Source organism: Paraburkholderia sp. IMGN_8, assembly GCF_038050405.1.
In the GTDB taxonomy this organism is placed as follows: Bacteria; Pseudomonadota; Gammaproteobacteria; order Burkholderiales; family Burkholderiaceae; genus Paraburkholderia.
Window position 1 is genome coordinate 2,711,568 of sequence record NZ_CP150900.1, and the last position, 24,316, is coordinate 2,735,883.

Genomic DNA, 24,316 nt, shown 5'->3' on the forward strand with positions numbered 1-24,316 from the left:
TTAGGCATACCAAAATCGGGCACAAAAAAAGGCAGGGGCCGGTCACCCGGCCCCTGCCTTTTGCCAGCAACGTCCTGGCAGATGCTACCTGATGCTTAGACGTGTTCGCCGATCACAGCCACCGTCACATCGACGAGGACGTCGGTGTGCAGCGAGATCTGAACTGCGTGGTCGCCAACGATCTTCAGCGGGCCTTCCGGCAGACGCACTTGCGCCTTTTCCACTGCGAAACCTTGCTTGACCAGTGCGTCGGCGATGTCGGCGTTCGTCACCGAGCCGAACAGACGGCCGTCGACGCCAGCCTTCTGACCGATCTGAACCGTCGAGCCTGCCAGCTTTTCGCCTTGAGCTTGAGCGCCGGCCAGCTTTTCAGCGGCGATCTTTTCGAGTTCAGCGCGGCGAACTTCGAATTCAGCCAGGGCTTCCTTCGTTGCACGGCGAGCTTGCTTGTTCGGGATCAGGAAGTTACGTGCGTAACCGTCCTTGACCTTCACGATATCGCCCAGGTTGCCCAGATTGACGACTTTTTCCAGAAGAATGATTTGCATTCGGATGCTCCTTATCGCGTCGTCGGGTTAGGCCTTGTGCTGGTCGGTGTACGGCACCAGCGCGAGGAAACGTGCGCGCTTGATTGCCGTATCCAGCTGGCGTTGATAGTGCGACTTCGTACCCGTAAGACGCGCCGGCGTGATCTTGCCGTTTTCGCCGATGAAGTCCTTCAGCGTTTCGATGTCTTTGTAGTCGATGTGATCGACGCCAGCGGCCGTGAAACGGCAGAACTTCTTGCGCTTGAAGAGCGGATTTTGTTGCTGACGACGCTTGTCGAATTTCTTACCAGTCGGGCGGGGCATGTTCAGTCCTTTCCAATGTCCTGCAATTCTGTGATGTGAAATACCAGAGTTCTTGCGTTGCGGTGCTTTTTTGCCAGAAAGCCTGTGAAGAGCGTTTCCACGCCCATCTGACAGCTTTCCAGCTTACCGCTCGCCTCGCCTGCGGCTACAGCCTGCATGGTCAGTTCGACTTGCCGGGCAATGCCGGCTTCGACGACTTCCGTGCGGTGGTGCAACGTGCAGCCTGCAATCGGAACGCCGGCGGGGGTATACCGCACCGGTTCGCGTTCGACGACGCTGGCCGTAAGTTGCAGCCGGTTCATGTACCCTTTGGCGAGAGCGACGCTTGATCTGGTAGCTTAAATAATGTGTCTTAAGCCTGCGCTTCGGACGGTTGCGTAGCAGCCGACTTCTTGGCTTCTTCGCGCTGCACTTCCTTCATCATCGGCGACGGGCCGGTTTCGGCCTTTTTCATCTTGACGATCAGGTGACGCAGAACAGCGTCGTTGAACTTGAATGCGTGTTCCAGCTCGTCGAGCGTGGTTTGGTCGCATTCGATGTTCATGCAGACGTAGTGAGCCTTCGCGAGTTTCTCGATCATGTAGGCCAGTTGGCGACGGCCCCAGTCCTCGATACGGTGGATCTGGCCACCGTGCGACGTGATCGTGCTCTTGTAACGCTCGATCATGGCGGGCACTTGCTCGCTCTGATCGGGGTGCACAATAAAGACGATTTCATAATGACGCATACACACTCCTTGTGGACTTGTGGATTAAAGCCACCCGGGCGTCGGAACCGGTGTGGCAAGTGAGAAGCCAAAGAGTGTAACCCGATTGGGGCCGGGTTGCAAGATATCCCGCTAGTTTTGCGCGCGAATCGGGTGTGTTTTCAAGGGTTTAGGCGGCTTCGAACGGGTTGACGGAAGCCCCGGCCCACGCTTGCCGGCCCTTGCCAGCCCCTTGCGCGGCCCTGTCGGCTCGACCTCAGCCGCCGTCCGATCGGCCGCCTCAACCGCCCTCCGTCCGCTCGCTGCCACCTTGCAGGCGGGCCTTAAGCGCCGCTTCGAGGCCGCTCAACGCGTCGGGCGCGGCGTCCGTAATCGCCCACCAGGTCATGCCTTCGGCGTTCCAGTACGCGAGCGAGTAACCTTCGCGGGACACCGTCGGCGCAGCCGGGCCGTTCACGCGCAGCCCCGCGGCTGCCGCGCTGTTCTCGGGAAACACATATACGTCGATCACGTGCTTGCGATAACGGTACACCAGCACCGCCACCCGCTGGTGCGCGAGGTAATCCAGCCGCCCGCCTTCCAGCGCGAAGCCGTTCGCGGCCAGGTCTTCGACTGGCGGCGAATAGTCGAGCCGGCCGTTGAACCACGGCTTCACCGTATGCCGATCCGTCGAAATCACGTCGATGTCATGGCCGGACAATTGCGCCCTGACGTGGCTCTCGACCAGTTCGTCGGTGAATGGCGCGACATCCGCCGCACGGTGCAGGTTCAGCGTGACGCCCACAGCCACCGCACCCAATGCGACGACCAGCGCCGCCAGCCAGCCTTGCCCGATGAGTCTGCTCGCCCTGGCAGCGCCGCTCGCCCCGCCAAAGCCGCCCTGCGGACCACGCCAGCCGTCGAGCCAGCCAAGCCAGTGCCGCTTGCGTGGCGGCGGCTGACGGGTTGCGGGCACTGACACGGCTTCGCCAGTCGGCGGCAGCGACTCGACGATCCGCGCACGCAGCCCGTCCGGCGCCCGGTGATACGGCGCCGCGCGCAGCGACCGCTTCAGCGCATGCAGGCTTTCGCTTTCGCTCCGGCAGGCATCGCAACTATCGATATGCTGCTGGACGCGCAGCGCCTCCGGCGCAGGCAATTCCCGGTCGGCGCTCGCATCGAGGAGCGGCCGCGCTTCTTTACAGTCCATCTGGCGTCTCCTGAGTGAGGCCGGCTGCGCCGGTATTGTTAGGTGGCCTGCCATTGGAGGCCGCCCGCAGCGGTGTGATGGAAGCCGTCGGCCCCGCGCATGCTGAAGACATCGTGGCGCGCGGCGGCCCCCCTCCTTCGTTGGCCGTCAACAGCGCGGCCAGTTTGCGGCGGCCTCGCGCGAGTCTCGACATCACCGTGCCGATCGGCACGTCGGCCACCATCGCGATTTCCCGATAACCCATCTCTTCCAGCTCGCGCAGAATCAGCACCTCGCGGTACTCGACAGGCAACTGCGCGAGCGCCTCGTGCACACGCTTCACGTCCTCGTCGCGGATCAGCAGCGTTTGCGGATCGGCGCCGCCCGCGCTCCAGCCCTCGAAGGTGGCGTCGTCCATGGTGTCGTCGAATTCGACCACCTCGTGCGATGACGCGCGCCGCCGCCACTCCGTGTACCAGGTGCGGCGTACGATCGCCATCAGCCAGGGCCTGGCCGAATCGCCGCGGAATGTGTCGAAGAAACGGAACGCGCGCATGAATGCTTCCTGCACGACGTCGTCGGCATCGTTGGCGTTGCCGCACAACCAGCGCGCAAGGTTGTACGCGGCGTCGAGGTGCGGCAGCGCCAGTTGCTGAAAACGACGGCTACGCGCTGCGTCCGCATCGGCATTGACGTGCGCGCCAGCGTCATTTGAATCGGTTTCACCCACCTCGGCCCTCCAGGGCATTGCGGCTACGCTGCGTGACTCGTCTTCACAAGATGACTGTCCGCAGGCCGAGTTTATTCCCGCCGCCGTATGGAATCCGCAAAAAGGCAGGAAAGACCGCGAATCATGAACCGCGGCACTCAACGATGAGCGGCACAATCCGGGCGGTCTGCGCGAAAGGCAGGCACGAGCGGCCCGCGCTAGTAGCTAGTAAGTTGCGCGGTTCCAGTAATCCTCGTCGGCGTACACCTCTTTCAGATAGTCGATGAAGTAGCGCACCTTGGCCGGCACATAACGCTGCTGCGGATACACCGCGAGAATGTCGTAATCGGGCAGCGCGAACTCGTCGAGCACGGTTTCGAGTTCGCCGCGCCCCAGTTGCTGGTGGATTTCCCACGTAGAACGCCAGCCGAGGCCGAGCCCCTCGGAGACCCAGCGATGCAGCAGCTCGCCGTCGTTGCAATCGAGCGTGCCGCCCACGCGCACCGTCGCCAGCTTGCCGTTGCGGCGGAAGTACCAGCCGCGGTTCTGGCCGCCTTGCAGATTGAACGCGAGGCAGTTGTGGCGCGGCAGGTCTTCGAGCGTTTTCGGCTTGCCGTACTTGCGGAAGTATTCCGGCGTGCCGCACACCACGCGCCGGTTCGAGGCCAGCTTCACCGCGACGAAATTCGGATCGACCGCGCCGCCGATCCGGATCGACAGGTCGTAGCCCTCGCGCACCAGATCCACCACCCGGTCGGTCAGATTGAACGACACCTGCAATTCCGGCTTGTCGGCGAGAAAGGCCGGCGCGAGCGGCGCGACGTGCTTGCGCCCGAACGCGGCCGGCGCCGACACGATCAGATGGCCGTTCACCGCGCGCCGTCCGGCGCTCAGCTCGTTTTCCGCCTGATCCCATTCGGTGAGCAGACCGCGGCAACGCTCGAGGAACGCCGCGCCGTCTTCGCTGACAACCAGCCGCCGCGTCGAACGGTACATCAGCTTTACGCCCAGGCGCTTTTCCAGGGCGTCGATGCGGCGCCCGAGAATCACCGGCGACACGCCCTCTTCCAGCGCGGCAGCAGCGAGGCTGCCCGCGTCCGCGACGCGTACAAAGGTTTCGATCTGTTTGAAGCGGTCCATGTTCGTCTCCGGTCCCATGCAAAGCTGTCGACCGGAGTTAGCGCTTTAGCTGTCGGCCAGAGTTCGCGTGTCGGCTGGAGTTAGCGCTTTAGCGCTTACTCCAGCCCCATAGCGCGTTACTCTGGTCCCATGCAAAGCACTTACTCCGGTCCCATGCAAGATCGTTGCTGCCAGTCTCGCCGGCAATTCCGGCGCATGTCGCTATGCCCGGCATTCCATACTTTTTGTTTCGAAAAAAGCGACCTGGACTGATCTTATCAAACCTTTAGGTCGGGCCTAAAGTGCGATGAACACCCTTAGTTCGCACATCCCCAGACATTCAGGAGACATTCATGGCCAAGATGAGAGCCGTCGACGCAGCCGTGCTGGTGCTCGAAAAAGAAGGCATCGACACCGCATTCGGCGTTCCGGGCGCAGCAATCAACCCGTTCTACTCGGCCATGCGCAAGGCAGGCAACATCAGCCACGTGCTGGCGCGTCACGTCGAAGGCGCTTCGCACATGGCCGAAGGCTATACGCGCGCTCAGCCGGGCAACATCGGCGTGTGTATCGGCACGTCGGGCCCCGCCGGCACCGACATGATCACCGGTTTGTACTCCGCTCAGGCCGACTCGATTCCTATTCTGGCTATCACGGGCCAGGCACCGCGCGCGCGTCTGTACAAGGAAGACTTCCAGGCCGTCGATATCGAATCGATCGCCAAGCCCGTCACCAAGTGGGCCGTCACCGTGCGCGAGCCCGCGCTGGTGCCGCGCGTGTTCCAGCAGGCATTCCACCTGATGCGCTCGGGCCGTCCGGGTCCGGTGCTGGTCGACCTGCCGATCGACGTGCAGCTCGCCGAAATCGAGTTCGACATCGACACCTATGAACCGCTGCCGGTCTACAAGCCGAAAGCGACCCGCAAGCAGATCGAAGCCGCGCTGACGCTGCTCAACGATTCGGACAAGCCGCTGATCGTCTCCGGTGGCGGCGTGCTCAATGCAGCCGCTGAGGACCTGCTGGTGACGTTCGCCGAAACCGTCGGCGTGCCGGTGATCCCGACGCTGATGTCGTGGGGCGCGATTCCCGACGACCATCCGCTGATGGCCGGCATGGTCGGCCTGCAAACCTCGCACCGCTACGGCAACGCGACGATGCTCGCCTCCGACTTCGTGCTCGGCATCGGCAACCGCTGGGCGAACCGTCACACGGGCAGCGTCGAGGTGTACACGAAGGGCCGCAAGTTCGTGCACGTCGATATCGAACCGACGCAGATCGGCCGCGTGTTCGGTCCTGATCTGGGCATCGTGTCGGACGCGAAGGCTGCGCTCGAACTGTTCGTGGAAGTGGCGAAGGAATGGAAGGCCGCCGGCAAGCTGAAGGACCGCAGCGCATGGGCCGAAGACTGCCAACAACGCAAGCGCACGATGCATCGCAAGACGCACTTCGACAACGTGCCGATGAAGCCGCAGCGCGTGTACGAAGAGATGAACAAAGTGTTCGGCCGCGATACCTGCTACGTGAGCACGATCGGTTTGTCGCAGATCGCCGGCGCGCAATTCCTGCACGTCTACAAGGCGCGCAACTGGATCAACTGCGGCCAGGCAGGCCCGCTCGGCTGGACGATTCCGGCGGCGCTCGGCGTGCGCGCGGCTGATCCGCAACGTCCGATCGTCGCGCTGTCGGGCGACTACGACTTCCAGTTCATGATCGAAGAACTGGCCGTCGGCGCGCAATTCAAGCTGCCGTACGTGCATGTGGTGGTGAACAACTCGTACCTCGGCCTGATCCGCCAGGCACAGCGCGCGTTCGACATGGACTTCTGCGTGCAGCTCGGCTTCGAGAACATCAACTCGCCGGAAACGAACGGTTACGGTGTGGATCACGTGGCTGTTGCTGAAGGCCTGGGTTGCAAGGCGATCCGCGTGTTCAAGCCGGAAGAACTGAAGCCCGCGCTGCTGAAAGCGCAATCGATGCTGTCCGAGTTCAACGTGCCGGTGATCGTCGAAGTAATTCTCGAACGCGTGACCAACATTTCGATGGGCACCGAGATCGACGCGATCAACGAGTTCGAAGAGCTGGCCGAAAAGCACGCAGATGCGCCGACCGCCATCATCAGCATGCTCGACTGAGTTTCCTGCCTTTGCATCACGTGAGCGGTCCGGCATCAATGAGCAACCGGGCCGCCTCGTGAAGTTATTCCACTGACCGACCAGCGAGATCTACGCGCCATGCCGAAATTTGCAGCGAACCTAACCATGCTGTTCAATGAAGTCCCGTTCCTCGACCGCTTTCAGGCAGCCGCGGACGCGGGTTTCAACGCCGTCGAATTCCTGTTTCCGTATCCGTATCAGATCGCCGAACTGAGCGAGCGTCTGCAACAGAACCGCCTGAAGCTCGTGCTGCACAACCTGCCCGCAGGCAACTGGGAAGCGGGCGAACGCGGCATCGCGTGCCTGCCGGATCGCGTGAGCGAGTTCCAGGAAGGCGTCGGCCGCGCGATCGAATACGCGCAGGCTTTGAAGGTGCCGCAACTGAACTGCCTCGTCGGCATTCCGACTGCGGGCGTCGATGCGGACAAGGCGCGCTCGACGATCGTCGATAACCTGCGCTTCGCCGCGGGCGAACTGAAGAAGGCCGGCATCAAGCTGCTGGTCGAGCCGTGCAATTCGTACGACATCCCGGGCTTCGCGCTGAACCGTTCGGGCGAAGGCCTCGACGTGATTCGCGCAGTCGGCTCGGACAATCTGTTCCTGCAATACGACATCTATCACATGCAACGGATGGAAGGCGAACTCGCGGCGACGATCAAGAAAAACCTGCCGCAGATCGCGCACATCCAGCTCGCCGACAACCCGGGCCGCAACGAGCCGGGCACCGGCGAAATCAACTACCCGTTCCTGTTCGACCTGCTCGACTCGCTCGGCTACGACGGTTACGTCGGTTGCGAATACAAGCCGCGCACCACCACCACAGCCGGCCTCGGCTGGGTACAGAGCGTGGCCGGGCAAACACGCGGCGCAGCCCACGCCGCCGCCTGATTCATCAGGCACGTCACGCCCCGAAGGAAGTCCCCCTGGGGGACCCCAAACTACACTGGAGATTCAGAAACATGGCAAAGATCGGTTTTATCGGCCTCGGCATCATGGGCGCGCACATGGCGCGCAACCTCATCAAGGGCGGTCACTCGCTGTTCGTGACCGGTGCGTACCCGGTGCCGGAAGATCTGAGCAAGACGACCAGCGTGGTCGCTAATTCGACCGCTGTCGCACAGGCCGCCGACATTGTCATCATCATGGTGCCGGACACGCCTGACGTCGCCAACGTGCTGTTCGCCGACGACGGCGTCGCCGCCGGCCTCACGCAAGGCAAGCTGGTGATCGACATGAGCTCGATCTCGCCGCTCGATACGCAGGCCTTCGCGAAAAAGATCAACGCGCTCGGCGCCGATTACCTCGACGCGCCGGTGTCCGGCGGCGAAGTCGGTGCGCGTGAAGCGTCGCTGACGATCATGGTCGGCGGCCCGGAAAAAGCATTCGCGCGGGCCTTGCCGCTGTTCGAACTGATGGGCAAGAACATCTCGCTAATCGGCGACAACGGCGCGGGTCAAACCTGCAAGGTCGCGAACCAGATCATCGTCGCGCTGAACATCGAAGCCGTGGCCGAAGCGCTACTCTTCGCATCGCGCTCGGGCGCCGATCCGGAGCGGGTTCGCAAAGCGCTGATGGGTGGCTTCGCTTCGTCGCGGATTCTCGAAGTGCACGGCGAGCGCATGACCAAGCGCAAGTTCGATCCGGGCTTCCGCATCGAACTGCATCAGAAGGATCTGAACCTCGCACTCGACGGCGCGCGCAAGCTGGGCATCGCCCTGCCGCATACGGCGAGTGCACAGCAACTGTTCAGCGTGTGCGCGGCGAATGGCGGCAAAGCATGGGATCACTCGGCGATGGTGCGCGCGCTGGAAATCATGGCGAACTACGAAGTCGCGCAAACGCCGGATAGCGAAGCAAAGGCTGCCTGACGTATTTCCCGCAGAGGCCGGTTGCACGGGTCACACACGTGACCCGCCGTATCGGAGCGAACCGCGACAGGTCAATCAGGGAGTATGCAGCGAGCGTCAAACGCAGCACATAAAAACAACATGACGCAGTCACACAGGTTGCCGTGATCGTTGCATCGTCATCGTCACGGCAACCGCAGGTGGGGCGCCCGGTCCGTCGTGCGGCATGTGCGGCGGAGCGGGCAAATCGTGCCGCTCTGGGCTGAGAGCGGCAAGTGGGGTCCGCAGCGGCACCCGGCGGCGCCGGGGAAGCCTTGGTCGGTCAGACGTCGTCGTCGGGTGTCCTGCTGTCGGATTTCATGTACAGGCATTTCTCGCCAATTTCTCGCAGCGGCTGTTTTATTGACGCCGCTTGCCTGCACGTTCTTGCACCCTTCTCCGACCTTAAAAATCCGGGTCAGGTGCTGATCAATAACCCTATATAACCCAATCACCGTACGCCGAAACGACAACGCGGCGCTCAGGGCAGATGCCTTGAGCGCCGCGTTTTCAGTCAACCTCTACGCGCGCGACGTAGCCGGCGCCGCTTCAATACGTATCGAACACCTTCTGCAACGCCACCGCTCCCGTGCCGCCCGCCGCCAGCGCCAGCATCAGCAGCACGCGCGCCTTGTACGGGTTCAGCGACCCCGCGCTGACGAAACCCAGCGCATCATCCGCGGCGGCGCCGTTGTGCATCACATGCCCGGAACCCACTCTCGACGAACGCACTACCGCGACCCCTTGCGAGGCCGCGTCGGCCAACGCCTGCGCCATCGTCGCGTGAATCGAGCCGTTACCCGTGCCCGCCACCACGATGCCACGCACGCCGGCGGCGACCAGCGCATCCACGGCGATCCGCGATACGCCCGCATAGCTCGCGACAATCTCCACATGCGGCCACTTCGCGCCGATCACGAATTCGGTCGCGACCGTATGCGGGCGCACCACGCCGCGCTGGAATTCAACCCGGCCGTCCTGCACCCAGCCGAGCGCGCCGATTTCGGGCGACTGGAATGCATCGACGGCGTAGGTGCTCGTCTTGACCACATCGCGAGCGCTGTGGATCCGGTTGTTGAACGCGACCAGCACGCCCTGCCCGCGTGACGCTTCATTCGCCGCGACCGTCACGGCATTGAGCAGATTCAGCGGGCCATCGGCGGAAAGCGCCGAGGCCGGGCGCATCGCCGCGGTCAACACGACCGGCTTGGCGGACTTGATCGTCAGATGCAGCAGGTACGCGGTTTCTTCGAGCGTATCGGTGCCGTGCGTGATCACCACGCCGTCGATTTCGTCGGACGCCAGCAGCGTGTTGACGCGTTGCGCGAGCGTGGTCCATAGCGGCATCGCCATGTCTTTGCTGTCGACGCTGGCAATCTGCTCGGCTTGAATCCGCGCGACGGTGGACAAGGCCGGCACCACGGCCAGCAGTTGATCGACGCCGACCACGCCCGCCTGATAGCCGGACGTATTGGTGGCGTCCGCGGCCGCCCCGGCAATCGTGCCGCCGGTCGCCAGCACGGCAATACGAGGCAACAGCGGTGCCGGCGGCGGCGTTGCGCCGTCGTCAGAAGGCGTCGCGGAAGAGGAAGTCAAAGTATTCATGGCGGCGATTGTAAGCGATGCGCCGCGCGCCGCAATGCGTTTAAAAACGCATTGCCGTTCCTTTTATGTCAGGTCAGCGCGGGCCACGGCGGCCCGCGCCCCGTCAAACCGATTAAACCGCTTCGCGCAACTGAGCGGCGATTTCCGCTTCGTTCAACTGCGGCGCGAACATCTCGATCAGCCGGTACGCATACGCGCGCAGGAACGCGCCCTTGCGCAACCCAACCCGTGTCGTGCTCGCTTCGAACAGATGCTGCGTATCCAGCGCGACCAGCTCCGTGTCGCGCTTCGGATCGTAGGCCATCGCCGCGACCACGCCGATCCCCATGCCGAGTTCGACATAGGTCTTGATCACGTCCGCGTCGATGGCGGTCAGCACCACGTCCGGCAACGCGCCCGCTTTCGCGAACGCCTGGTCGATGTGCGAGCGGCCCGTGAAGTCCTGGTCGTACGTGACGATTGGGAATTCAGCGATCTCGTCGAGTGTCAGATTAGGCCGCCCCACCAGCGGATGGCCTTTCGGCACAACCACGATGTGATGCCATGAATAGCACGGGAACGTGACGATATCCGGGAAGCGGTCGAGCGCTTCGGTCGAAATGCCGATGTCCGCTTCGCCGTTGATAATCATCTGCGCGATCTGCTGCGGACTGCCCTGGCGCAGCGCCAGATGAACCTTCGGGAACACCTCGGTGAACTGGCGGATCACCTTCGGCAGCGCGTAACGCGCCTGTGTGTGCGTCGTCGCCACGACCAGGTGGCCGCTGTCCTGATCGGCGTATTGGCGCGCGACGCGGCGCAGATTTTCCGCGTCGAGCAGCATCCGCTCGATCAGTTGATGCACCGCTTTGCCCGGCTCGGTGAGCCCAGTCAGACGCTTGCCGCGCCGGATGAAAATATCGACGCCGAGTTCGTCTTCGAGATCCTTGATCTGTTTCGATACGCCCGACTGCGACGTGTACAACACGTTCGCCACCTCGGTCAGATTCATGTTCTGACGCACGGCTTCGCGCACGAAGCGCAATTGCTGGAAGTTCATTTGTATGTCTCCGGTTCAGCCAGAGTTAGGTTATTTGAATGGGTTTTCTTAAGACGAAGCCGCTCATTGCGCAGGGAAAACGCGCAACGCGCGCGGCACCGCGGTGACGCCGTCGCCGATCGCCAGTTGCAAGTCGCGCCACGCTTCGCGATCGAGTTCCGCTTCGAGCACATTGCCCTCGCGGCCCGCGAGTTCGACGCGTACCGAGCCGCCGAGCGTCACCACGCGCCGCACGTCGACGACGATGCCTTCGCGATGACCCGCCGCCTGCGGATACAGCTGCAGATCGTGCGGACGCACATAGGCGAACGCCGGGCCGCTGAAATCAGCCTTGATCGCAACCGGCAGCGCCGCGCCGTCCACCACGAAGCCGCTCGAATCGACCTTGCCATGCAGCCGGTTCGCCGCGCCGAGAAACTCGTAGACGAATGAGGTCTGCGGATGGTCGTACACGTCTTGCGGACTGCCGACCTGCTCCACGTGCCCACGATTAAGCACGACGATCCGATCGGCCACTTCGAGCGCTTCTTCCTGATCGTGCGTGACGAAGATCGTTGAGATATGCAGATCGTCATGCAGACGCCGCAGCCAGCTGCGCAGTTCCTTGCGGACCTTCGCATCCAGTGCGCCGAACGGTTCGTCGAGCAGCAGCACCTTCGGTTCGACGGCCAGCGCGCGCGCCAATGCGATCCGCTGCCGTTGACCGCCCGACAGTTCCGACGGATAGCGTTGCGCCAGCCAATCGAGTTGCACGAGCTTCAGCAGTTCATGCACCTTCTCGCGAATCACCGCTTCCGACGGCCGTTCCTTACGCGGCTTCACGCGCAGGCCGAACGCGACGTTCTCGAACACCGTCATATGACGGAACAGCGCGTAATGCTGGAACACAAAACCCACTTCGCGCTCGCGCGCACCGACCGTCGCGACGTCCTGGCCTTGCAGCACGACCTGGCCGCCGTCCGCGTATTCGAGTCCGGCGATCACACGCAGCAAGGTCGTCTTGCCACAGCCCGACGGCCCGAGCAGCGCAACCAGTTCGCCCGGCGGGAAGTCGAGCGAAACGTTATCGAGCGCGACGAAATCGCCAAAGCGCTTTTGCAGGTTACGAACGGTGATACCCATTACAGCTCTCCTTGCTTGACCGGGTGCTGATGCAGCGCCTTTGCCGTGTTCACGGACGATGATGCCGACGACGGCGGCGTGACGGGACCTGCGTACGCGGGCACATCGCGCGCGTCCGACAGTTCCGCCGACATATGGCGTTCGGCGAGCAGCTTCAGACCGAGCGTCACGAGTGCGAGCAAGGCCAGCACCGACGCCACGGCGAACGCCGCCGAGAAGTTGTATTCGTTGTAGAGAATTTCGACGTGCAGCGGCATCGTGTCGGTTTGTCCGCGAATGTGACCGGACACCACCGACACGGCGCCGAACTCGCCCATCGCCCGCGCATTGCACAGAATAACGCCGTACAGCAGGCCCCATTTGACGTTCGGCAGCGTGACGCGGCGAAATATCTGCCAGCCCGATGCGCCGAGCACGTGCGCGGCCTCTTCTTCGTCGTTGCCTTGCGCCTGCATCAACGGAATCAGTTCGCGCGCGACGAACGGGAACGTGACGAAGATCGTCGCCAGCACGATGCCGGGCACGGCGAAGATGATCTGAACGTTGTGCGCTTGCAGCCATGGCCCGAACCAGCCTTGCGCGCCGAACATCAGCACGTAGATCAAGCCGGAAATCACCGGCGAGACCGAAAACGGCAGATCGATCAGCGTGGTCAAGAGCGCCTTGCCGCGAAATTCGAACTTGGCGATACACCATGACGCGGCAAGGCCGAACACCAGATTCAGCGGCACAGCGATCGCGGCGGTAATCACGGTGAGCTTGATCGCCGAGAGCGCATCCGGATCGGCGAGCGATTCCAGATAGAAGCCGATGCCTTTGTTCAACGCCTGATAGAACACAGCGACCAGCGGCACGACCAGAAACAGCGCGAGAAACAGCAACGCGATGCCGGTCAGAATCCAGCGCACGACAGGCGGCTCGGTCACCGGATCGGGACGGCGAGCCACGTTGAGCGGCGCGCGCGGCGCGGCGGCGATCGCTACGGCATCGGCAGTATCGCGGCTCATTGCACACCTCCGCCGCTCACTGGAACGTTCGCCGCGACGCTCGCGGCGGCAGGCGCCGGGCCCGCCCCGCCGCGGCCCGTGCGCCGCTGCAAATACCACTGCAATGTATTGATCAACAACAGCATCAGGAACGACACGACCAGCATCACGACCGCCAATGCAGTGGCGCCGGCGTAGTCGTATTGTTCGAGCTTGGTGATGATCAGCAGCGACGTGATTTCCGACTTCATCGGCACGTTACCGGCGATAAAGATCACCGAGCCGTATTCGCCGAGCGCCCGTGCGAACGCCAATGCGAAGCCGGTCAGCAACGCCGGAAACACCGCCGGCAGCACCACGCGCCGGAACGTCAGCCAACGCGACGCGCCGAGGCACGCGGCGGCTTCTTCCTGCTCGCGCTCGAACTCTTCGAGCACCGGTTGCACGGTCCGCACGACGAACGGCAAACCGATGAAGGTCAACGCGATCAGCACGCCGGCCGGCGTAAAAGCGACCTTGATGCCGAGCGGTTCGAGAAACTGCCCGATCCAGCCGTTGCCCGCGTACACCGCGGCAAGCGAAATACCGGCCACGGATGTCGGCAGCGCGAACGGCAGATCGACCACCGCGTCGACGAGCCGTTTGAACGGGAACGTGTAGCGCACCAGCACCCACGCCACCAGGAAGCCGAACACCGCGTTGATCAATGCGCCGCCAAGCGCCGAGAAAAACGTCAGCCGGTACGACGCGAGCACGCGCGGCGAACTCACCGCGCGCACGAACTGACTCCAGTCGAGCGTCGCCGTCTTGAGAAAAGTAGCCGCAAGCGGAATCAGCACCACGAGGCTCAAATAAGCCACCGTGATGCCGAGTGTCAGGCCAAAACCGGGCAAGGCGCTCGGTTTTCGGAAGGTCAACGTCGTCATGCTGGATACTCTTTCAGGGTTGATGCTTGCGGCTTTTTTTGTCTTCTGGCTTGCCAAAAAAGCGCGCCAGCCGGGCGCGCTTTTTTGGCGAGTGGTTACCGCGTCTGTCCGCCTATGCCGGTTCAGGCATCGACAGTCTTACTGCGGCTGGTAAATCGAATCGAACACGCCACCGTCTGCAAAGTGCGTCTTCTGCGCATTCGCCCAACCGCCGAACGAGTCATCCACCGTGTACAGCTTCAGCTTCGGAAACTTTGCGGTTAGCTCGGCCGGCACCTTGTTCGAACGCGGACGGTAGAAGTTCTTCGCGGCGATTTCCTGACCCCGCTCGCTATACAGGAAGTTCAGATACGCTTCGGCCAGCTTGCGCGTGCCGTGCTTGTCGACCACCTTGTCCACCACTGAAACCGGCGGCTCGGCCAGAATGCTTACCGACGGCACGACGATCTCAAACTTGTCCGGACCGAATTCCTTCAGCGACAGGAACGCTTCGTTTTCCCACGCGATCAGCACGTCGCCGATGCCGCGTTGCACGAAGCTGGTAGTCGCGCCGCGTGCGCCCGAATCCAGTACGCCGGCATTCTTATAGAGCTTGCCGACGAATTCCCTGGCCTTCTGGTCGTTGCCGCCCGGCTGATGTTCGGCGTATGCCCATGCAGCCAGATAGTTCCAGCGCGCGCCGCCTGAAGTCTTCGGATTCGGCGTAACGATCGACACGCCCGGCCTGGTCAGATCGTCCCAGTCCTTGATGTGCTTCGGGTTGCCCTTGCGCACGAGGAACACGATCGTCGACGTGTACGGCGACGCGTTATCCGGCAAACGCTTTTGCCAACCCTTGTCCAGCAAACCCTTATTGGCCAGCGCGTCGATGTCGTAGGCCAGCGCCAGCGTCACGACGTCCGCTTGCAGACCGTCGAGCACCGAACGCGCCTGAGCGCCCGAGCCGCCGTGCGACTGCTTGAAGGTGACCGACTCGCCCGTCTTCGCCTTCCACTCCTTGCCGAATGCCTGGTTGACGTCCTGGTACAGTTCGCGCGTCGGGTCGTACGACACGTTCAGCAGCGTCGTGTCGGCGGCGTGCGCCTGCGCCATCGCGCCGACAGCGGTTGCCGCGCCGAACGCGAGCACCGCGATGAGTTTTCTGGTCTTGCCTGCCAGCCCCGTGCCCCGATGGTTCATGCCAACTTTCTCCGCGTTGTAGTCCGCTGAAACAGCGTGTGGTGTTGTTTTGCGTCGCGGTCACGTGCACATGAGCGCCAACTCGGAGGCCAGTCTATCGAAGGGCTTTCATCATTAAAAATAATGTTTCTTCATTTTTTAATACGCAAAAGTGGTAATGACGGCTGGATAAGGCGTTGAGGCACGAAAACGGGTGTCGCAACGTCCTTTTGCGACGCTGGAACGCCACCCCAGCAGACGAACTTAAAGTAAAGCTTGAATTGCGCCGAATACTGTATAAAAATACAGTCACCTGTTCATACATACAGTGGCGCCATGACCAAACTCACCGCACGACAGCAGCAGGTTTTCGATCTGATTCGCCGGGCCATCGAACGCACCGGCTTCCCTCCCACCCGCGCGGAAATCGCCGCCGAGCTGGGCTTCAGTTCGGCCAACTCGGCCGAAGAACACCTGCGGGCTCTCGCCCGCAAGGGTGTGATCGAACTCGCGGCGGGTGCGTCGCGCGGCATTCGTCTGCTGGCGGGCCCCGAAGATTCACCGCATCAGTTCACGCTGCCGCACGCCAGCATCATGCAACTGTCGCTGCCGCTGATCGGCCGGGTCGCGGCCGGCAGCCCGATCCTCGCGCAGGAACATATCTCGCAGCACTATGCGTGCGACCCGGCGCTGTTCTCGAGCAAGCCGGACTACCTGCTGAAAGTTCGCGGCCTGTCGATGCGCGACGCCGGCATCTTCGACGGCGACCTGCTGGCGGTGCAAAAGAAAAGCGAAGCGAAAGACGGCCAGATCATCATCGCGCGCCTGGGCGACGACGTGACGGTCAAGCGCTTGAAGCGCCGGCCGAACGGCATCGAGCTGATCGCCGAGAACCCCGACTACGAAAACATCTTCGTTCAGACCGGCAGTGCGGATTTCGCGCTGGAAGGCATCGCTGTTGGGCTGATCCGCCCCGGCGAATTCTGAGCGCCTGCTTCTACCAACGCTTGCCCGACGCCGACGCGTCGCTGCCTCTACGTTGAATCGCCTGGAGAGACTCATGGAACGCCTTGCCCACCTGCTGCCTTTTCGCCAGTTCGGTCGTTTGCGCCATCTGCGCAAGCTGGTGCCCTGTTCGCTGATCGAGGCGTCCACGGCCAGTTCTCCATCGCTATTCGACGAACCCGCATCGCATGAGTCGAGCTTGCCGTCGTCGTTGCCGGCTTTCGCTCGCGTGTCGTTGAATTCGGGGCTGAATGCGGCCGAGCCGGCGCGACGCGCGCCGGTGCGGGTCTATCACGGGCCATCGCGGCTGATCATGGTCGGCACGGTAGACGCCGTGTGCCGAATGATCGATCGCTGCATCGCTGAAGAAGCCAATATGCACGGCGCGGTGTTCGAGTAATGCAGTGTGGGGCACGAGCGTTGTTGCCCTGCGGTTGGCCCGCGGTTGCTCGTCAGTTGCCCCGCTCGCTCCTCTTCAGATATTGCATCGCGCGGGATCGTTTTCGTGTGGCCGCGGTCCACGTTAGACCACCCTTGAAAGAGAGCCCCACTCGATGGCAGTTTCGACACGCACCAAACGCAGCGCCGCACGGCCGCTGATCGTTGTTCTGATTGTGATTGCGGCGGTGGCCGTGCTGGGATACGGCTATGCGTCGCCGTATATCGCGCTGAACAATCTAAAACGCGCGGCGGACGCGCGCGATGCGGAAACCGTCAATCAGTATGTCGACTTTCCGGCGCTGCGCGAGAGCCTGAAACAGCAGGTCACCGGTTTGCTGACACGCCGGCTCGACGCACATGGCACCGGCAACCCATTCGCCGCGATCGGCGCGATGATCGGCGTTGCGCTGATCGGTCCGCTGGTGGACGCGTATGCGACATCGGACGGCGTTGCTGCATTGCTGAACGGCATGCCGCCGCGTGGCGAACCAGGCGAACGGCCGCCTGCACTGCCTGCCGCGGAAAACGCCCCTGGCGGAGCCGCGCCTGCACGCTCTGCCGAGAGCAATACGGCCAAGAGCACGGCTAACAGCGCGACCAACAACGCCACACCGCCGCAACCGCCGCAAACCACGGCGGGCTATCGCGGCATCAACGAATTCGTCGTCAGGTATCAGCACGGCGCGGGCGACGCGCGCTACGCCGCGATCTTGCGGCGCGAAGGTTTGTTCACATGGAAGCTGGCCGCGGTCGACCTGAACGACTGATCGTTCGGCCGACGCGGTTCAGGTTGTTGGCGTCAAGCCGCCGCTTGCTGCTGTTCCTGCGCGGACGAACACGCCACCAGAATGCTGCAGGAGACCCGGTCGAGCAGCGGCGTATTCCCCGCGCCCATCCACCAGCGTGACAGGCCAGTGCGGCAACGGTGGCCGACCACCACCAGGTCGACGTGCAGTTCGTTGGCGAGATTGGCAATCTCGTCGATGGGATGACCGAACGCGAAATGCCCTTGCGCGCTGACGCCGCGCTCGGTGAGCCAGTCCACCCCTTCCTGCAGGATGTCGCGAGCAGTCTTCTCGAAGCTGCCGCAGGCCACGTCGGTGAGCAGGCCCGCGCTTTGTGCAATGCTTGAACGCATGTCGACTACCGACAACAGATGTGTTTCCGCCTTCAGGTCCAGCGCCAGATCGGCGCCACAACGCAGCGCTTTACGGCCTTCGCGCGAGCCGTCGTAGCAGAGTAGGATTTTTTGGTAGCTCGCCATGGTTTTCTCCCGTACCGCGGGGAACGCGGTCATAAATGAATCATGGTGCGCCGCAATTCAGGTTGCAAGGGATGGAAAACGCTAAGTGCGCCCCAACGAGATGCGAGGCTATGCCGCAGCGCAAGAAAAGTTATACGGGCGGCCAGGTGGCGACAAACGCCAGGCCGCCGATGCCATAGAATGAGCGGCCTTACCGGCCATTCGCGTCTTTTCCCGGAGCCTCGTTCGATCCATGTCTGAAGCCGCCATTGAATTCCACCACGTCAAAAAAAGCTACGGCGAAAAGACGGTCGTCGATGGACTGTCGTTTCATGTGAACGCCGGCGAATGTTTCGGTCTGCTTGGACCGAACGGCGCGGGCAAGACCACCACGCTGCGCATGCTGCTCGGCATTGCCGCCCCGGATGCCGGCACGATCCGCTTGTGCGGCGAGCCGATCCCCGGTCGGGCGCGGGTGGCGCGAGCGCGCGTCGGCGTGGTGCCGCAGTTCGACAATCTCGATCCCGATTTCACGGTTCGCGAAAACCTGCTCGTATTCGGCCGTTATTTTGGCCTCAGCGCCGCGCAATGCCGCGCGATGGTGCCGTCGCTGCTCGAATTCGCGCGTCTGGAGAGCAAGGCGGACGCGCGCGTGAGCGAACTATCGGGCGGCATGAAGCGGCGGCTCACGCTGGCGCGCGCGCTCGTCAACGATCCCGACGTGCTGGTCATGGACGAGCCGACCACCGGGCTCGATCCGCAAGCGCGCCATCTGATCTGGGAACGGCTGCGTTCGTTGCTCGCGCGCGGCAAAACCATTCTGTTGACTACGCACTTCATGGAGGAAGCCGAACGGCTCTGCCACCGTTTGTGCGTGATCGAGGAAGGACGCAAGATCGCCGAAGGTGCGCCGAGCGGGCTGATCGCATCCGAGATCGGCTGCGACGTGATTGAGATCTTCGGCCCCGATCCGGTCGCGTTGCGCGACGAGTTGGCGCCGCTGGTCGAGCGAACCGAGATTAGTGGCGAGACGCTGTTCTGCTACGTGAACGACGTGCAACCGGTGCTCGCACGCCTGAAGGAGCGGGCCGGTCTACGCTATCTGGATCGTCCGGCGAATCTGGAAGACGTGTTTCTACGACTGACCGGCCGCGAGATGCAGGACTGATGGACTGATGCTGGCGGTGCCCGGCGCCGGCCGCCTACCGCTTATAGCTATAAAGACACTGCAAAAGACACGCAATGGACGCACGCACTTACGACACGCCTGACGACACGCCGTCGAAGCAGGAACCTTTTGCCGCTTTGCCCGCGAACGCCGTGAACTGGATGGCGGTATGGCGCCGCAATTATCTGGTGTGGAGGAAGCTCGCGATTGCTTCGATGTTCGGCAATCTTGCCGATCCGATGATCTATCTGTTTGGTTTGGGTTTCGGGCTCGGGCTGATGGTTGGGCACGTCGACGGCGTGTCGTACATTGCGTTTCTGGCGGCGGGCACGGTGGCATCGAGCGTGATGATGTCGGCGAGTTTCGAGTCGATGTATTCCGGCTTTTCGCGGATGCATGTGCAGCGCACGTGGGAAGCGATCATGCATACGCCGCTGACGCTCGGCGACATTGTGCTGGGCGAAGTGATGTGGGCCGGCAGCAAGTCGATGTTGTCGGGAGTCGCGATCATGCTGGTCGCAGGAGCGTTGGGGTACGCGAGTTTTCCGTCGATGTTGCTGGCGTTGCCGGTGATCGTGCTGACCGGGCTCGCGTTTGCGAGTATCGCGATGGTGGTGACGGCGTTGGCGCCGTCGTATGATTTTTTTATGTTTTATCAGACGCTGGTGTTGACGCCGATGTTGCTGTTGTCTGGGGTTTTCTTTCCTGTTTCACAGTTACCCGCTGCCGCGCGGGGCGTGACTCAGGTCTTGCCGCTGGCGCATGCCGTCGAGCTTATTCGCCCCGCTATGCTTGGGCGGCCTCTTCAGGAGGCTGTTTTGCACGTTGCTGTGCTCGCCGCCTATGCCGTTGGCGGGTTTCTTGTTTCTGCTGTTTTGTTTCGACGTCGGATGATGAAGTAGGTTTTTTTGTTTGCCTTTCGCGGCGCTATGGTTGTTGTGCCTACGGCGTTGGCCTTTCCTTGATTTGTTAGTGGTCTATTAGCGTCGCCCCTGTGCGGGGCAGGCACTTACTTTCTTTGCCGCCGCAAAGAAAGTAAGCAAAGAAAGCGGCTTCACACCGCTAATTCTTAAGCGGGTCCCTCGGCTTGGAGGAGGTAGTGGAGCATCTGGAATTTGTGCCCTCGCACACTCCGCGCCTGTGACAAGGCAGTCATTCTTCCGGCAGCGCTACGCGCGCCGTGGCGGTACTTCTCAAAACCGGTAGTGGATACGCGCGTCCGGCATCATTCCTCTCACTCCGCATTGCGTGCGTCGCGGACGGGTCTGCTTGGGAAACCAGTGGGTGATTCGTTTTTCTGCGGGAGCCATCGGCTTCGCCTCGGCGAGACGCCCAAACCACCAGGCTGTTTGATGAAGTACCGCGTCGGCGCGCGCAGCGCCGCCGGAAGTATGACGGCCTTGTCACCAGCGCGGAGTGCGCGAGAACACCGATTCCAGATGCTCCACTACCTCCTCCAAGCCAGGGGACCCGCTTAAGAACTGGCGGTTTGAGCCGCTTTCTTTTGCCTACTTTTCTTTGCGGCGGCAAAGAAAAGTAGGTGCCTGCCCCGCACAGGGGCGACGCTAATAGACCACTAAGAAATCAAGGAAAGGCCAACCCAGCAGGCACACAGCCATAAGCGCCGCGTAGGCAAAAAAACAAAACCAAAGCCCAACACCCCAATCAGGCGCTACGCGCAAATTTAATCTTCGTCATCCGTCCAGGGAATATCCACATCAGAAATAAAGGCCACCGTTGCAAACGGCCCCCCATCCTGGCGTCCGATCTTCCCATCGGCTCGTTGCCATTCAACCCTGAACACCGTGGCAGGATCATCGGCAATCAACCTCACCGTACGAACTTCATCAGGATCAGACTCCTCGACAGGACCGTCGAGCGAAACCTGCAATTCCTGTGGCCACAGTCCATCCGCGGGATCGTAAATCTTGTCGCCGTCAGGAATCAGCGTGAACGCTTCCACGCCAATCGTCGCCGACGCCTCCACGATCATCTTGCCCAACGCACGCAACAGCGCAGTCGCCCGCGCCGAATTCGCCTGGCGAATTGCCAGATCCCCGCGCGTCAGCGCCTGTTCAAGTTTTGGGTTTGTTTTTTGTTGCGCCATTCGATTTCCTGAGTCCTATCGCTCTGTTGTGGACGGCACGCCATATTCACCGCGTACCTCTCTCCATTTTTCGGGCTGAATCGTACCACCGGTGTCATTGGTGTGCGTCGCAGCATCACAACCTGTGCAGTCAAGCCATACAACCCGCCCCCGTCACCACAGTTTAGGTCGCGATTCGCCTTCCGGCAGGGAGATTCGCCTTTCAATCCGCCGCCCACCGCCAGGCTTCTAATCGTCCCTCCCGCTCGCCGCGCCGCCCGCCCACCGTTTCAAACGCCCCAATCCGCGTTAAAGATCAGCCTTTCCCGCGCCTGCGAGCCGGCTTCGGCGCCGTAGAATCGCCCGGCTTCGGCGTCGCGGCATCAGCCGGCTTCGGCCCGCCGATCTCTGCGATCAAATGGTCGCGGAAAGCTCTGACCGACGGCGGCAACTCGCGCCCAGCCATCGTCTGCACCTGAATGCTGCGCTGGCGCATCTGTGGATGCGTCAGCGGAATCACGACAAAACCGTCGTCCACGTAACGGTCACGCACCGACAGCAAACCCGTGAACATGATCGCGCCGGATTTCTGCGCGTAACGGTACATCGCGCCGCTGTTGTTGCAGATGAGGTCAGGTTCCAGCAGCACGCCTTCGAGCGCGCAAGTGATGTCGATCAACTGGCGGATCGTCGTGCCCGACTCGGGCAGCACCAAGGGATAGCGCCGCAACTCGGCGAGCGACACCTTCGCGCGCGCGGCCAGCGGATGATCGGCGCGCAGCAGCACCAGCACCGGCGCCCGTTCGGTGTGCTCGACCTTGACGCCCTTTTCCGGCGCAAGGCTGAAGGTCAGCGCGAGATCGGCGTCGCCGTCGCGCACCCGGCGGGTCGCCTCGCCCGGCGACATCACGGAGAGCGTGAAGTCGATCCCCGGATAGCTGCGTCGGAAGCCCGCCATCGCGGCAGGCAGGAAGTCCGCGGCGAAGCCCTCCGAGCTGGCGATCTTGATCATGCTCCCGTGCAAAGCCTCGAGGCCGCCGATCTCCTTCATCACATGCTCGGCCTCGAGCAGGCTGCGCTGCGCGTAGGCGAGCAGCCGCTCACCGGCTTCGGAGAGCGCCATGCCGCGCGGCCGCCGCTCGAACAGCGCCGCGCCGAGCTCGCTTTCGAGCCGGGCAATCTGCCGGCTGATCGCGGAGACAGCCACATGCAGCCGCGCGGATGCATCGCTGATCGACCCGGTGCGCGCGACTTCGACGAAATAGCGCAATGCAATGCCGTGTAGCGAAAGTGCCATGGGAGGTGCCTCGTGCGACCTGATGCGCCCCTGCTTATGCCCCTGCACGAGCGCGTTGAGCTTTGCCTTTTCGGCAAAGCAAGCTTCGAAAGACGATCATTGTGACAAAAAAAACGGCCTCCTAGAATCGATTCCACCCTGACCGCTACCGGCAATGCATCCCACGCACTGCACCCCGCGCGTCGAATCCGCAGCCCATACCGGAGACATTCATGAGCCGCGATCTGGCCATCGAGCACGCGACACACCATTTCGAATCGGGCGCCTTTCTCGACGTCCTCAACCGTCGCGTCGGCTTTCGCACCGAAAGCCAGGAAACGGAACGCGCCGCCACCCTGCTCTCGTATCTGACCGGCGAAATCGTTCCCGAAGCGCAACGGCTCGGCTTCGGCACGCAAATCGTCGATAACCCGGCCGACGGCTTCGGGCCGTTCCTGATCGCCACCCGTCACGAAGGCGACCACTTGCCGACCGTGCTGATCTACGGCCACGGCGACGTGGTGCGCGGCTACGACAGCCAATGGCGCGAGCCGTTGACGCCGTGGGCCGTGACCGTCGAAGGCGAGCGCTGGTATGGCCGCGGCACCGCCGATAACAAAGGCCAGCACAGCATCAACCTCGCCGCGCTGGCCAGCGTGCTGGCCGCGCGCGGCGGCAAGCTCGGCTTCAACGCGAAACTGCTGATCGAGATGGGCGAGGAAACCGGCTCGCCGGGGCTCGATGCGATCTGCCGGACGTACCGACAGGAACTGGCCGCCGACGTACTGATCGCCTCCGACGGTCCGCGCCTCGCCGCGCGCCGCCCGACCGTGTTCCTCGGCTCGCGCGGCTCGGTGAACTTCAAACTCTCGCTGAACCTGCGCGATGGCGCGCATCACTCGGGCAACTGGGGCGGCCTGCTGCGCAACCCCGCCACGGTGCTTGCGAACGCGCTCGCGAGTCTGGTCGATGCGCGCGGCGTCATCGCAGTCGACGGCTTGCGGCCGCCGCCGATTCCCGATGCGGTGCGCCGTGCGCTGGCCGATATCACGGTAGGCGGTGGCCCGGGCGACCCCGCGGTCGACGACCACTGGGGCGAGCCCGGCCTGACGCCGGCCGAACGCGTGTTCGGCTGGAACAGCTTCGAAGTGCTGGCCTTCAAGGCGGGCAACCCGGAGAACCCGGTCAACGCGATCCCGTCGTCGGCATTCGCGCATTGCCAGTTACGTTTCGTGGTCGGCACCGATTGGGAAAAACTCGAACAGCATCTGCGCATGCATCTGGATGCGCACGGTTTTTCGCTGGTCGAGATCAGTGTCGAGCGCGGCGCGCCGGCCACGCGTCTGAATCCCGACGATCCGTGGGTCACGTGGGCAATCGCTTCGCTCGAACACACCACCGGCAAGAAAACGGCGGTGCTGCCGAATCTCGGCGGCACGCTGCCGAACGAAGTGTTCGCCGACACGCTCGGCCTGCCGACCATCTGGGTGCCGCATTCGTATCCGGCATGCTCGCAGCACGCGCCGAACGAACATCTGCTCGGACCGGTCGTGCGCGAAGGTCTGCAGATCATGGCAGGGCTCTTCTGGGATCTCGGCGAAAACTCGCCGCGCGCGGCAGCCTGAGCAACACCGAACAATCGAACGCAGCACGCCATCATCCGCATCCG

25 protein-coding genes are annotated in these 24,316 nt (G+C 62.7%); 9 read left to right on the forward strand and 16 right to left on the reverse strand.

Features of this window, described 5'->3' with window-relative positions; all coding sequences use genetic code 11:
- Positions 1-95 precede the first annotated feature (95 nt).
- The 7 genes from rplI to WN982_RS12515 all read right to left on the reverse strand — a co-directional run bounded on the left by rplI (position 96) and on the right by WN982_RS12515 (position 4,574).
- Positions 96-548, reverse strand: a complete 453-nt coding sequence (rplI, locus tag WN982_RS12485) for a 50S ribosomal protein L9 (protein WP_341312311.1) — start codon at positions 546-548, stop codon at positions 96-98.
- A gap of 27 nt (positions 549-575) precedes the next feature.
- Positions 576-851, reverse strand: a complete 276-nt coding sequence (gene rpsR, locus WN982_RS12490; protein ID WP_341312312.1) for a 30S ribosomal protein S18 — start codon at positions 849-851, stop codon at positions 576-578.
- Between the two features lie 2 nt (positions 852-853).
- Entirely contained in the window at positions 854-1,153 is a 300-nt protein-coding gene (gene priB, locus WN982_RS12495; protein WP_341312313.1) for a primosomal replication protein N, read from the reverse strand.
- 50 nt (positions 1,154-1,203) lie between these two features.
- Positions 1,204-1,578: a 30S ribosomal protein S6 gene (gene rpsF / locus WN982_RS12500; RefSeq protein WP_006048823.1), complete on the reverse strand. Its 375-nt coding sequence runs from the start codon at positions 1,576-1,578 to the stop codon at positions 1,204-1,206.
- Between the two features lie 259 nt (positions 1,579-1,837).
- Positions 1,838-2,746, reverse strand: coding sequence for an anti-sigma factor (locus WN982_RS12505; RefSeq protein WP_341312314.1), 909 nt, complete (start codon positions 2,744-2,746; stop codon positions 1,838-1,840).
- Complete coding sequence (locus WN982_RS12510; RefSeq protein WP_341312315.1) at positions 2,736-3,455, reverse strand: RNA polymerase sigma factor; 720 nt, start codon at positions 3,453-3,455, stop codon at positions 2,736-2,738. Before WN982_RS12510 ends, WN982_RS12505 begins: the two co-directional genes overlap by 11 nt.
- 204 nt (positions 3,456-3,659) lie before the next feature.
- Positions 3,660-4,574, reverse strand: a complete 915-nt coding sequence (locus WN982_RS12515) for a LysR family transcriptional regulator (protein ID WP_341312316.1) — start codon at positions 4,572-4,574, stop codon at positions 3,660-3,662.
- Positions 4,575-4,906: 332 nt separating this feature from the next.
- Between WN982_RS12515 and gcl the strand changes: the two genes are divergently transcribed.
- The 3 genes from gcl (at position 4,907) to WN982_RS12530 (ending at position 8,574) form a co-directional block, all read left to right on the forward strand.
- Positions 4,907-6,685 carry a glyoxylate carboligase gene (gene gcl / locus WN982_RS12520; RefSeq protein ID WP_341312317.1) on the forward strand — a complete coding sequence of 593 codons (1,779 nt, stop codon included), beginning with the start codon at positions 4,907-4,909 and terminating at the stop codon, positions 6,683-6,685.
- Positions 6,686-6,784: 99 nt separating this feature from the next.
- Positions 6,785-7,594 (forward strand): hydroxypyruvate isomerase, encoded by an 810-nt coding sequence (gene hyi / locus WN982_RS12525; protein WP_341312318.1) that lies wholly within the window; start codon positions 6,785-6,787, stop codon positions 7,592-7,594.
- A 71-nt stretch (positions 7,595-7,665) separates the two neighbouring features.
- On the forward strand, positions 7,666-8,574 hold the full coding sequence (locus WN982_RS12530; protein ID WP_341312319.1) for a 2-hydroxy-3-oxopropionate reductase: 909 nt from the start codon (positions 7,666-7,668) through the stop codon (positions 8,572-8,574).
- Between the two features lie 567 nt (positions 8,575-9,141).
- Here the strand turns inward: WN982_RS12530 and WN982_RS12535 are convergent.
- From WN982_RS12535 to WN982_RS12560, 6 genes are all read right to left on the reverse strand, one after another.
- Positions 9,142-10,197, reverse strand: a complete 1,056-nt coding sequence (locus tag WN982_RS12535) for an asparaginase (RefSeq protein ID WP_341312320.1) — start codon at positions 10,195-10,197, stop codon at positions 9,142-9,144.
- Positions 10,198-10,309: 112 nt separating this feature from the next.
- A complete protein-coding gene (locus tag WN982_RS12540; RefSeq protein WP_341312321.1) occupies positions 10,310-11,236 on the reverse strand; it encodes a CysB family HTH-type transcriptional regulator in 927 nt (308 codons plus the stop codon).
- A gap of 63 nt (positions 11,237-11,299) precedes the next feature.
- On the reverse strand, positions 11,300-12,358 hold the full coding sequence (locus WN982_RS12545; protein WP_341312322.1) for a sulfate ABC transporter ATP-binding protein: 1,059 nt from the start codon (positions 12,356-12,358) through the stop codon (positions 11,300-11,302).
- Positions 12,358-13,365 carry a sulfate ABC transporter permease subunit CysW gene (gene cysW / locus WN982_RS12550; protein ID WP_341312323.1) on the reverse strand — a complete coding sequence of 336 codons (1,008 nt, stop codon included), beginning with the start codon at positions 13,363-13,365 and terminating at the stop codon, positions 12,358-12,360. The genes WN982_RS12545 and cysW overlap by 1 nt, the downstream gene beginning before the upstream one ends.
- A complete protein-coding gene (gene cysT, locus WN982_RS12555; RefSeq protein WP_341312324.1) occupies positions 13,362-14,270 on the reverse strand; it encodes a sulfate ABC transporter permease subunit CysT in 909 nt (302 codons plus the stop codon). The genes cysW and cysT overlap by 4 nt, the downstream gene beginning before the upstream one ends.
- Before the next feature lie 138 nt (positions 14,271-14,408).
- Positions 14,409-15,449 carry a sulfate ABC transporter substrate-binding protein gene (locus tag WN982_RS12560; protein WP_341312325.1) on the reverse strand — a complete coding sequence of 347 codons (1,041 nt, stop codon included), beginning with the start codon at positions 15,447-15,449 and terminating at the stop codon, positions 14,409-14,411.
- A gap of 315 nt (positions 15,450-15,764) precedes the next feature.
- Here WN982_RS12560 and lexA point away from each other — a divergent pair, with 315 nt between their 5' ends.
- The 3 genes from lexA (at position 15,765) to WN982_RS12575 (ending at position 17,641) form a co-directional block, all read left to right on the forward strand.
- Positions 15,765-16,415, forward strand: coding sequence for a transcriptional repressor LexA (lexA, locus tag WN982_RS12565; protein WP_341312326.1), 651 nt, complete (start codon positions 15,765-15,767; stop codon positions 16,413-16,415).
- 73 nt (positions 16,416-16,488) lie between these two features.
- On the forward strand, positions 16,489-16,833 hold the full coding sequence (locus WN982_RS12570) for a hypothetical protein (protein ID WP_341312327.1): 345 nt from the start codon (positions 16,489-16,491) through the stop codon (positions 16,831-16,833).
- Positions 16,834-16,987: 154 nt separating this feature from the next.
- On the forward strand, positions 16,988-17,641 hold the full coding sequence (locus tag WN982_RS12575) for a DUF2939 domain-containing protein (RefSeq protein WP_341312328.1): 654 nt from the start codon (positions 16,988-16,990) through the stop codon (positions 17,639-17,641).
- A 32-nt stretch (positions 17,642-17,673) separates the two neighbouring features.
- On the opposite strand, the gene WN982_RS12580 is transcribed toward WN982_RS12575, so the two are convergent.
- A complete protein-coding gene (locus WN982_RS12580; RefSeq protein ID WP_091794608.1) occupies positions 17,674-18,138 on the reverse strand; it encodes a universal stress protein in 465 nt (154 codons plus the stop codon).
- A 232-nt stretch (positions 18,139-18,370) separates the two neighbouring features.
- Here WN982_RS12580 and nodI point away from each other — a divergent pair, with 232 nt between their 5' ends.
- Together nodI and WN982_RS12590 are read left to right on the forward strand one after the other, a co-directional pair.
- Positions 18,371-19,285, forward strand: coding sequence for a nodulation factor ABC transporter ATP-binding protein NodI (nodI, locus tag WN982_RS12585; RefSeq protein WP_341312329.1), 915 nt, complete (start codon positions 18,371-18,373; stop codon positions 19,283-19,285).
- A gap of 74 nt (positions 19,286-19,359) precedes the next feature.
- On the forward strand, positions 19,360-20,187 hold the full coding sequence (locus tag WN982_RS12590; RefSeq protein WP_341312330.1) for an ABC transporter permease: 828 nt from the start codon (positions 19,360-19,362) through the stop codon (positions 20,185-20,187).
- Positions 20,188-20,969: 782 nt separating this feature from the next.
- Here the strand turns inward: WN982_RS12590 and WN982_RS12595 are convergent.
- A complete protein-coding gene (locus tag WN982_RS12595) occupies positions 20,970-21,392 on the reverse strand; it encodes a hypothetical protein (RefSeq protein ID WP_035550606.1) in 423 nt (140 codons plus the stop codon).
- A 295-nt stretch (positions 21,393-21,687) separates the two neighbouring features.
- Positions 21,688-22,668 carry a LysR family transcriptional regulator gene (locus WN982_RS12600; protein WP_341312331.1) on the reverse strand — a complete coding sequence of 327 codons (981 nt, stop codon included), beginning with the start codon at positions 22,666-22,668 and terminating at the stop codon, positions 21,688-21,690.
- A gap of 212 nt (positions 22,669-22,880) precedes the next feature.
- Here WN982_RS12600 and WN982_RS12605 point away from each other — a divergent pair, with 212 nt between their 5' ends.
- On the forward strand, positions 22,881-24,272 hold the full coding sequence (locus WN982_RS12605) for a M20 family metallopeptidase (RefSeq protein WP_341312332.1): 1,392 nt from the start codon (positions 22,881-22,883) through the stop codon (positions 24,270-24,272).
- Positions 24,273-24,316 lie beyond the last annotated feature (44 nt).

Bases quoted from the DNA above. Each gene is read 5' to 3' on its own strand.
- nodI (WP_341312329.1), top strand. From the start codon at position 18,371: ATGTCTGAAGCCGCCATTGAATTCCACCACGTCAAAAAAAGCTACGGC.
- WN982_RS12570 (WP_341312327.1), top strand. From the start codon at position 16,489: ATGGAACGCCTTGCCCACCTGCTGCCTTTTCGCCAGTTCGGTCGTTTG.
- lexA (WP_341312326.1), top strand. From the start codon at position 15,765: ATGACCAAACTCACCGCACGACAGCAGCAGGTTTTCGATCTGATTCGC.
- WN982_RS12595 (WP_035550606.1), bottom strand. From the start codon at position 21,392: ATGGCGCAACAAAAAACAAACCCAAAACTTGAACAGGCGCTGACGCGC.
- cysW (WP_341312323.1), bottom strand. From the start codon at position 13,365: ATGAGCCGCGATACTGCCGATGCCGTAGCGATCGCCGCCGCGCCGCGC.
- WN982_RS12515 (WP_341312316.1), bottom strand. From the start codon at position 4,574: ATGGACCGCTTCAAACAGATCGAAACCTTTGTACGCGTCGCGGACGCG.
- rpsR (WP_341312312.1), bottom strand. From the start codon at position 851: ATGCCCCGCCCGACTGGTAAGAAATTCGACAAGCGTCGTCAGCAACAA.
- gcl (WP_341312317.1), top strand. From the start codon at position 4,907: ATGGCCAAGATGAGAGCCGTCGACGCAGCCGTGCTGGTGCTCGAAAAA.
- hyi (WP_341312318.1), top strand. From the start codon at position 6,785: ATGCCGAAATTTGCAGCGAACCTAACCATGCTGTTCAATGAAGTCCCG.
- cysT (WP_341312324.1), bottom strand. From the start codon at position 14,270: ATGACGACGTTGACCTTCCGAAAACCGAGCGCCTTGCCCGGTTTTGGC.
- WN982_RS12605 (WP_341312332.1), top strand. From the start codon at position 22,881: ATGAGCCGCGATCTGGCCATCGAGCACGCGACACACCATTTCGAATCG.
- WN982_RS12540 (WP_341312321.1), bottom strand. From the start codon at position 11,236: ATGAACTTCCAGCAATTGCGCTTCGTGCGCGAAGCCGTGCGTCAGAAC.
- WN982_RS12505 (WP_341312314.1), bottom strand. From the start codon at position 2,746: ATGGACTGTAAAGAAGCGCGGCCGCTCCTCGATGCGAGCGCCGACCGG.
- WN982_RS12535 (WP_341312320.1), bottom strand. From the start codon at position 10,197: ATGAATACTTTGACTTCCTCTTCCGCGACGCCTTCTGACGACGGCGCA.
- WN982_RS12600 (WP_341312331.1), bottom strand. From the start codon at position 22,668: ATGGCACTTTCGCTACACGGCATTGCATTGCGCTATTTCGTCGAAGTC.
- WN982_RS12580 (WP_091794608.1), bottom strand. From the start codon at position 18,138: ATGGCGAGCTACCAAAAAATCCTACTCTGCTACGACGGCTCGCGCGAA.
- WN982_RS12530 (WP_341312319.1), top strand. From the start codon at position 7,666: ATGGCAAAGATCGGTTTTATCGGCCTCGGCATCATGGGCGCGCACATG.
- WN982_RS12590 (WP_341312330.1), top strand. From the start codon at position 19,360: ATGGACGCACGCACTTACGACACGCCTGACGACACGCCGTCGAAGCAG.
- WN982_RS12575 (WP_341312328.1), top strand. From the start codon at position 16,988: ATGGCAGTTTCGACACGCACCAAACGCAGCGCCGCACGGCCGCTGATC.
- WN982_RS12545 (WP_341312322.1), bottom strand. From the start codon at position 12,358: ATGGGTATCACCGTTCGTAACCTGCAAAAGCGCTTTGGCGATTTCGTC.
- priB (WP_341312313.1), bottom strand. From the start codon at position 1,153: ATGAACCGGCTGCAACTTACGGCCAGCGTCGTCGAACGCGAACCGGTG.
- rplI (WP_341312311.1), bottom strand. From the start codon at position 548: ATGCAAATCATTCTTCTGGAAAAAGTCGTCAATCTGGGCAACCTGGGC.
- rpsF (WP_006048823.1), bottom strand. From the start codon at position 1,578: ATGCGTCATTATGAAATCGTCTTTATTGTGCACCCCGATCAGAGCGAG.
- WN982_RS12560 (WP_341312325.1), bottom strand. From the start codon at position 15,449: ATGAACCATCGGGGCACGGGGCTGGCAGGCAAGACCAGAAAACTCATC.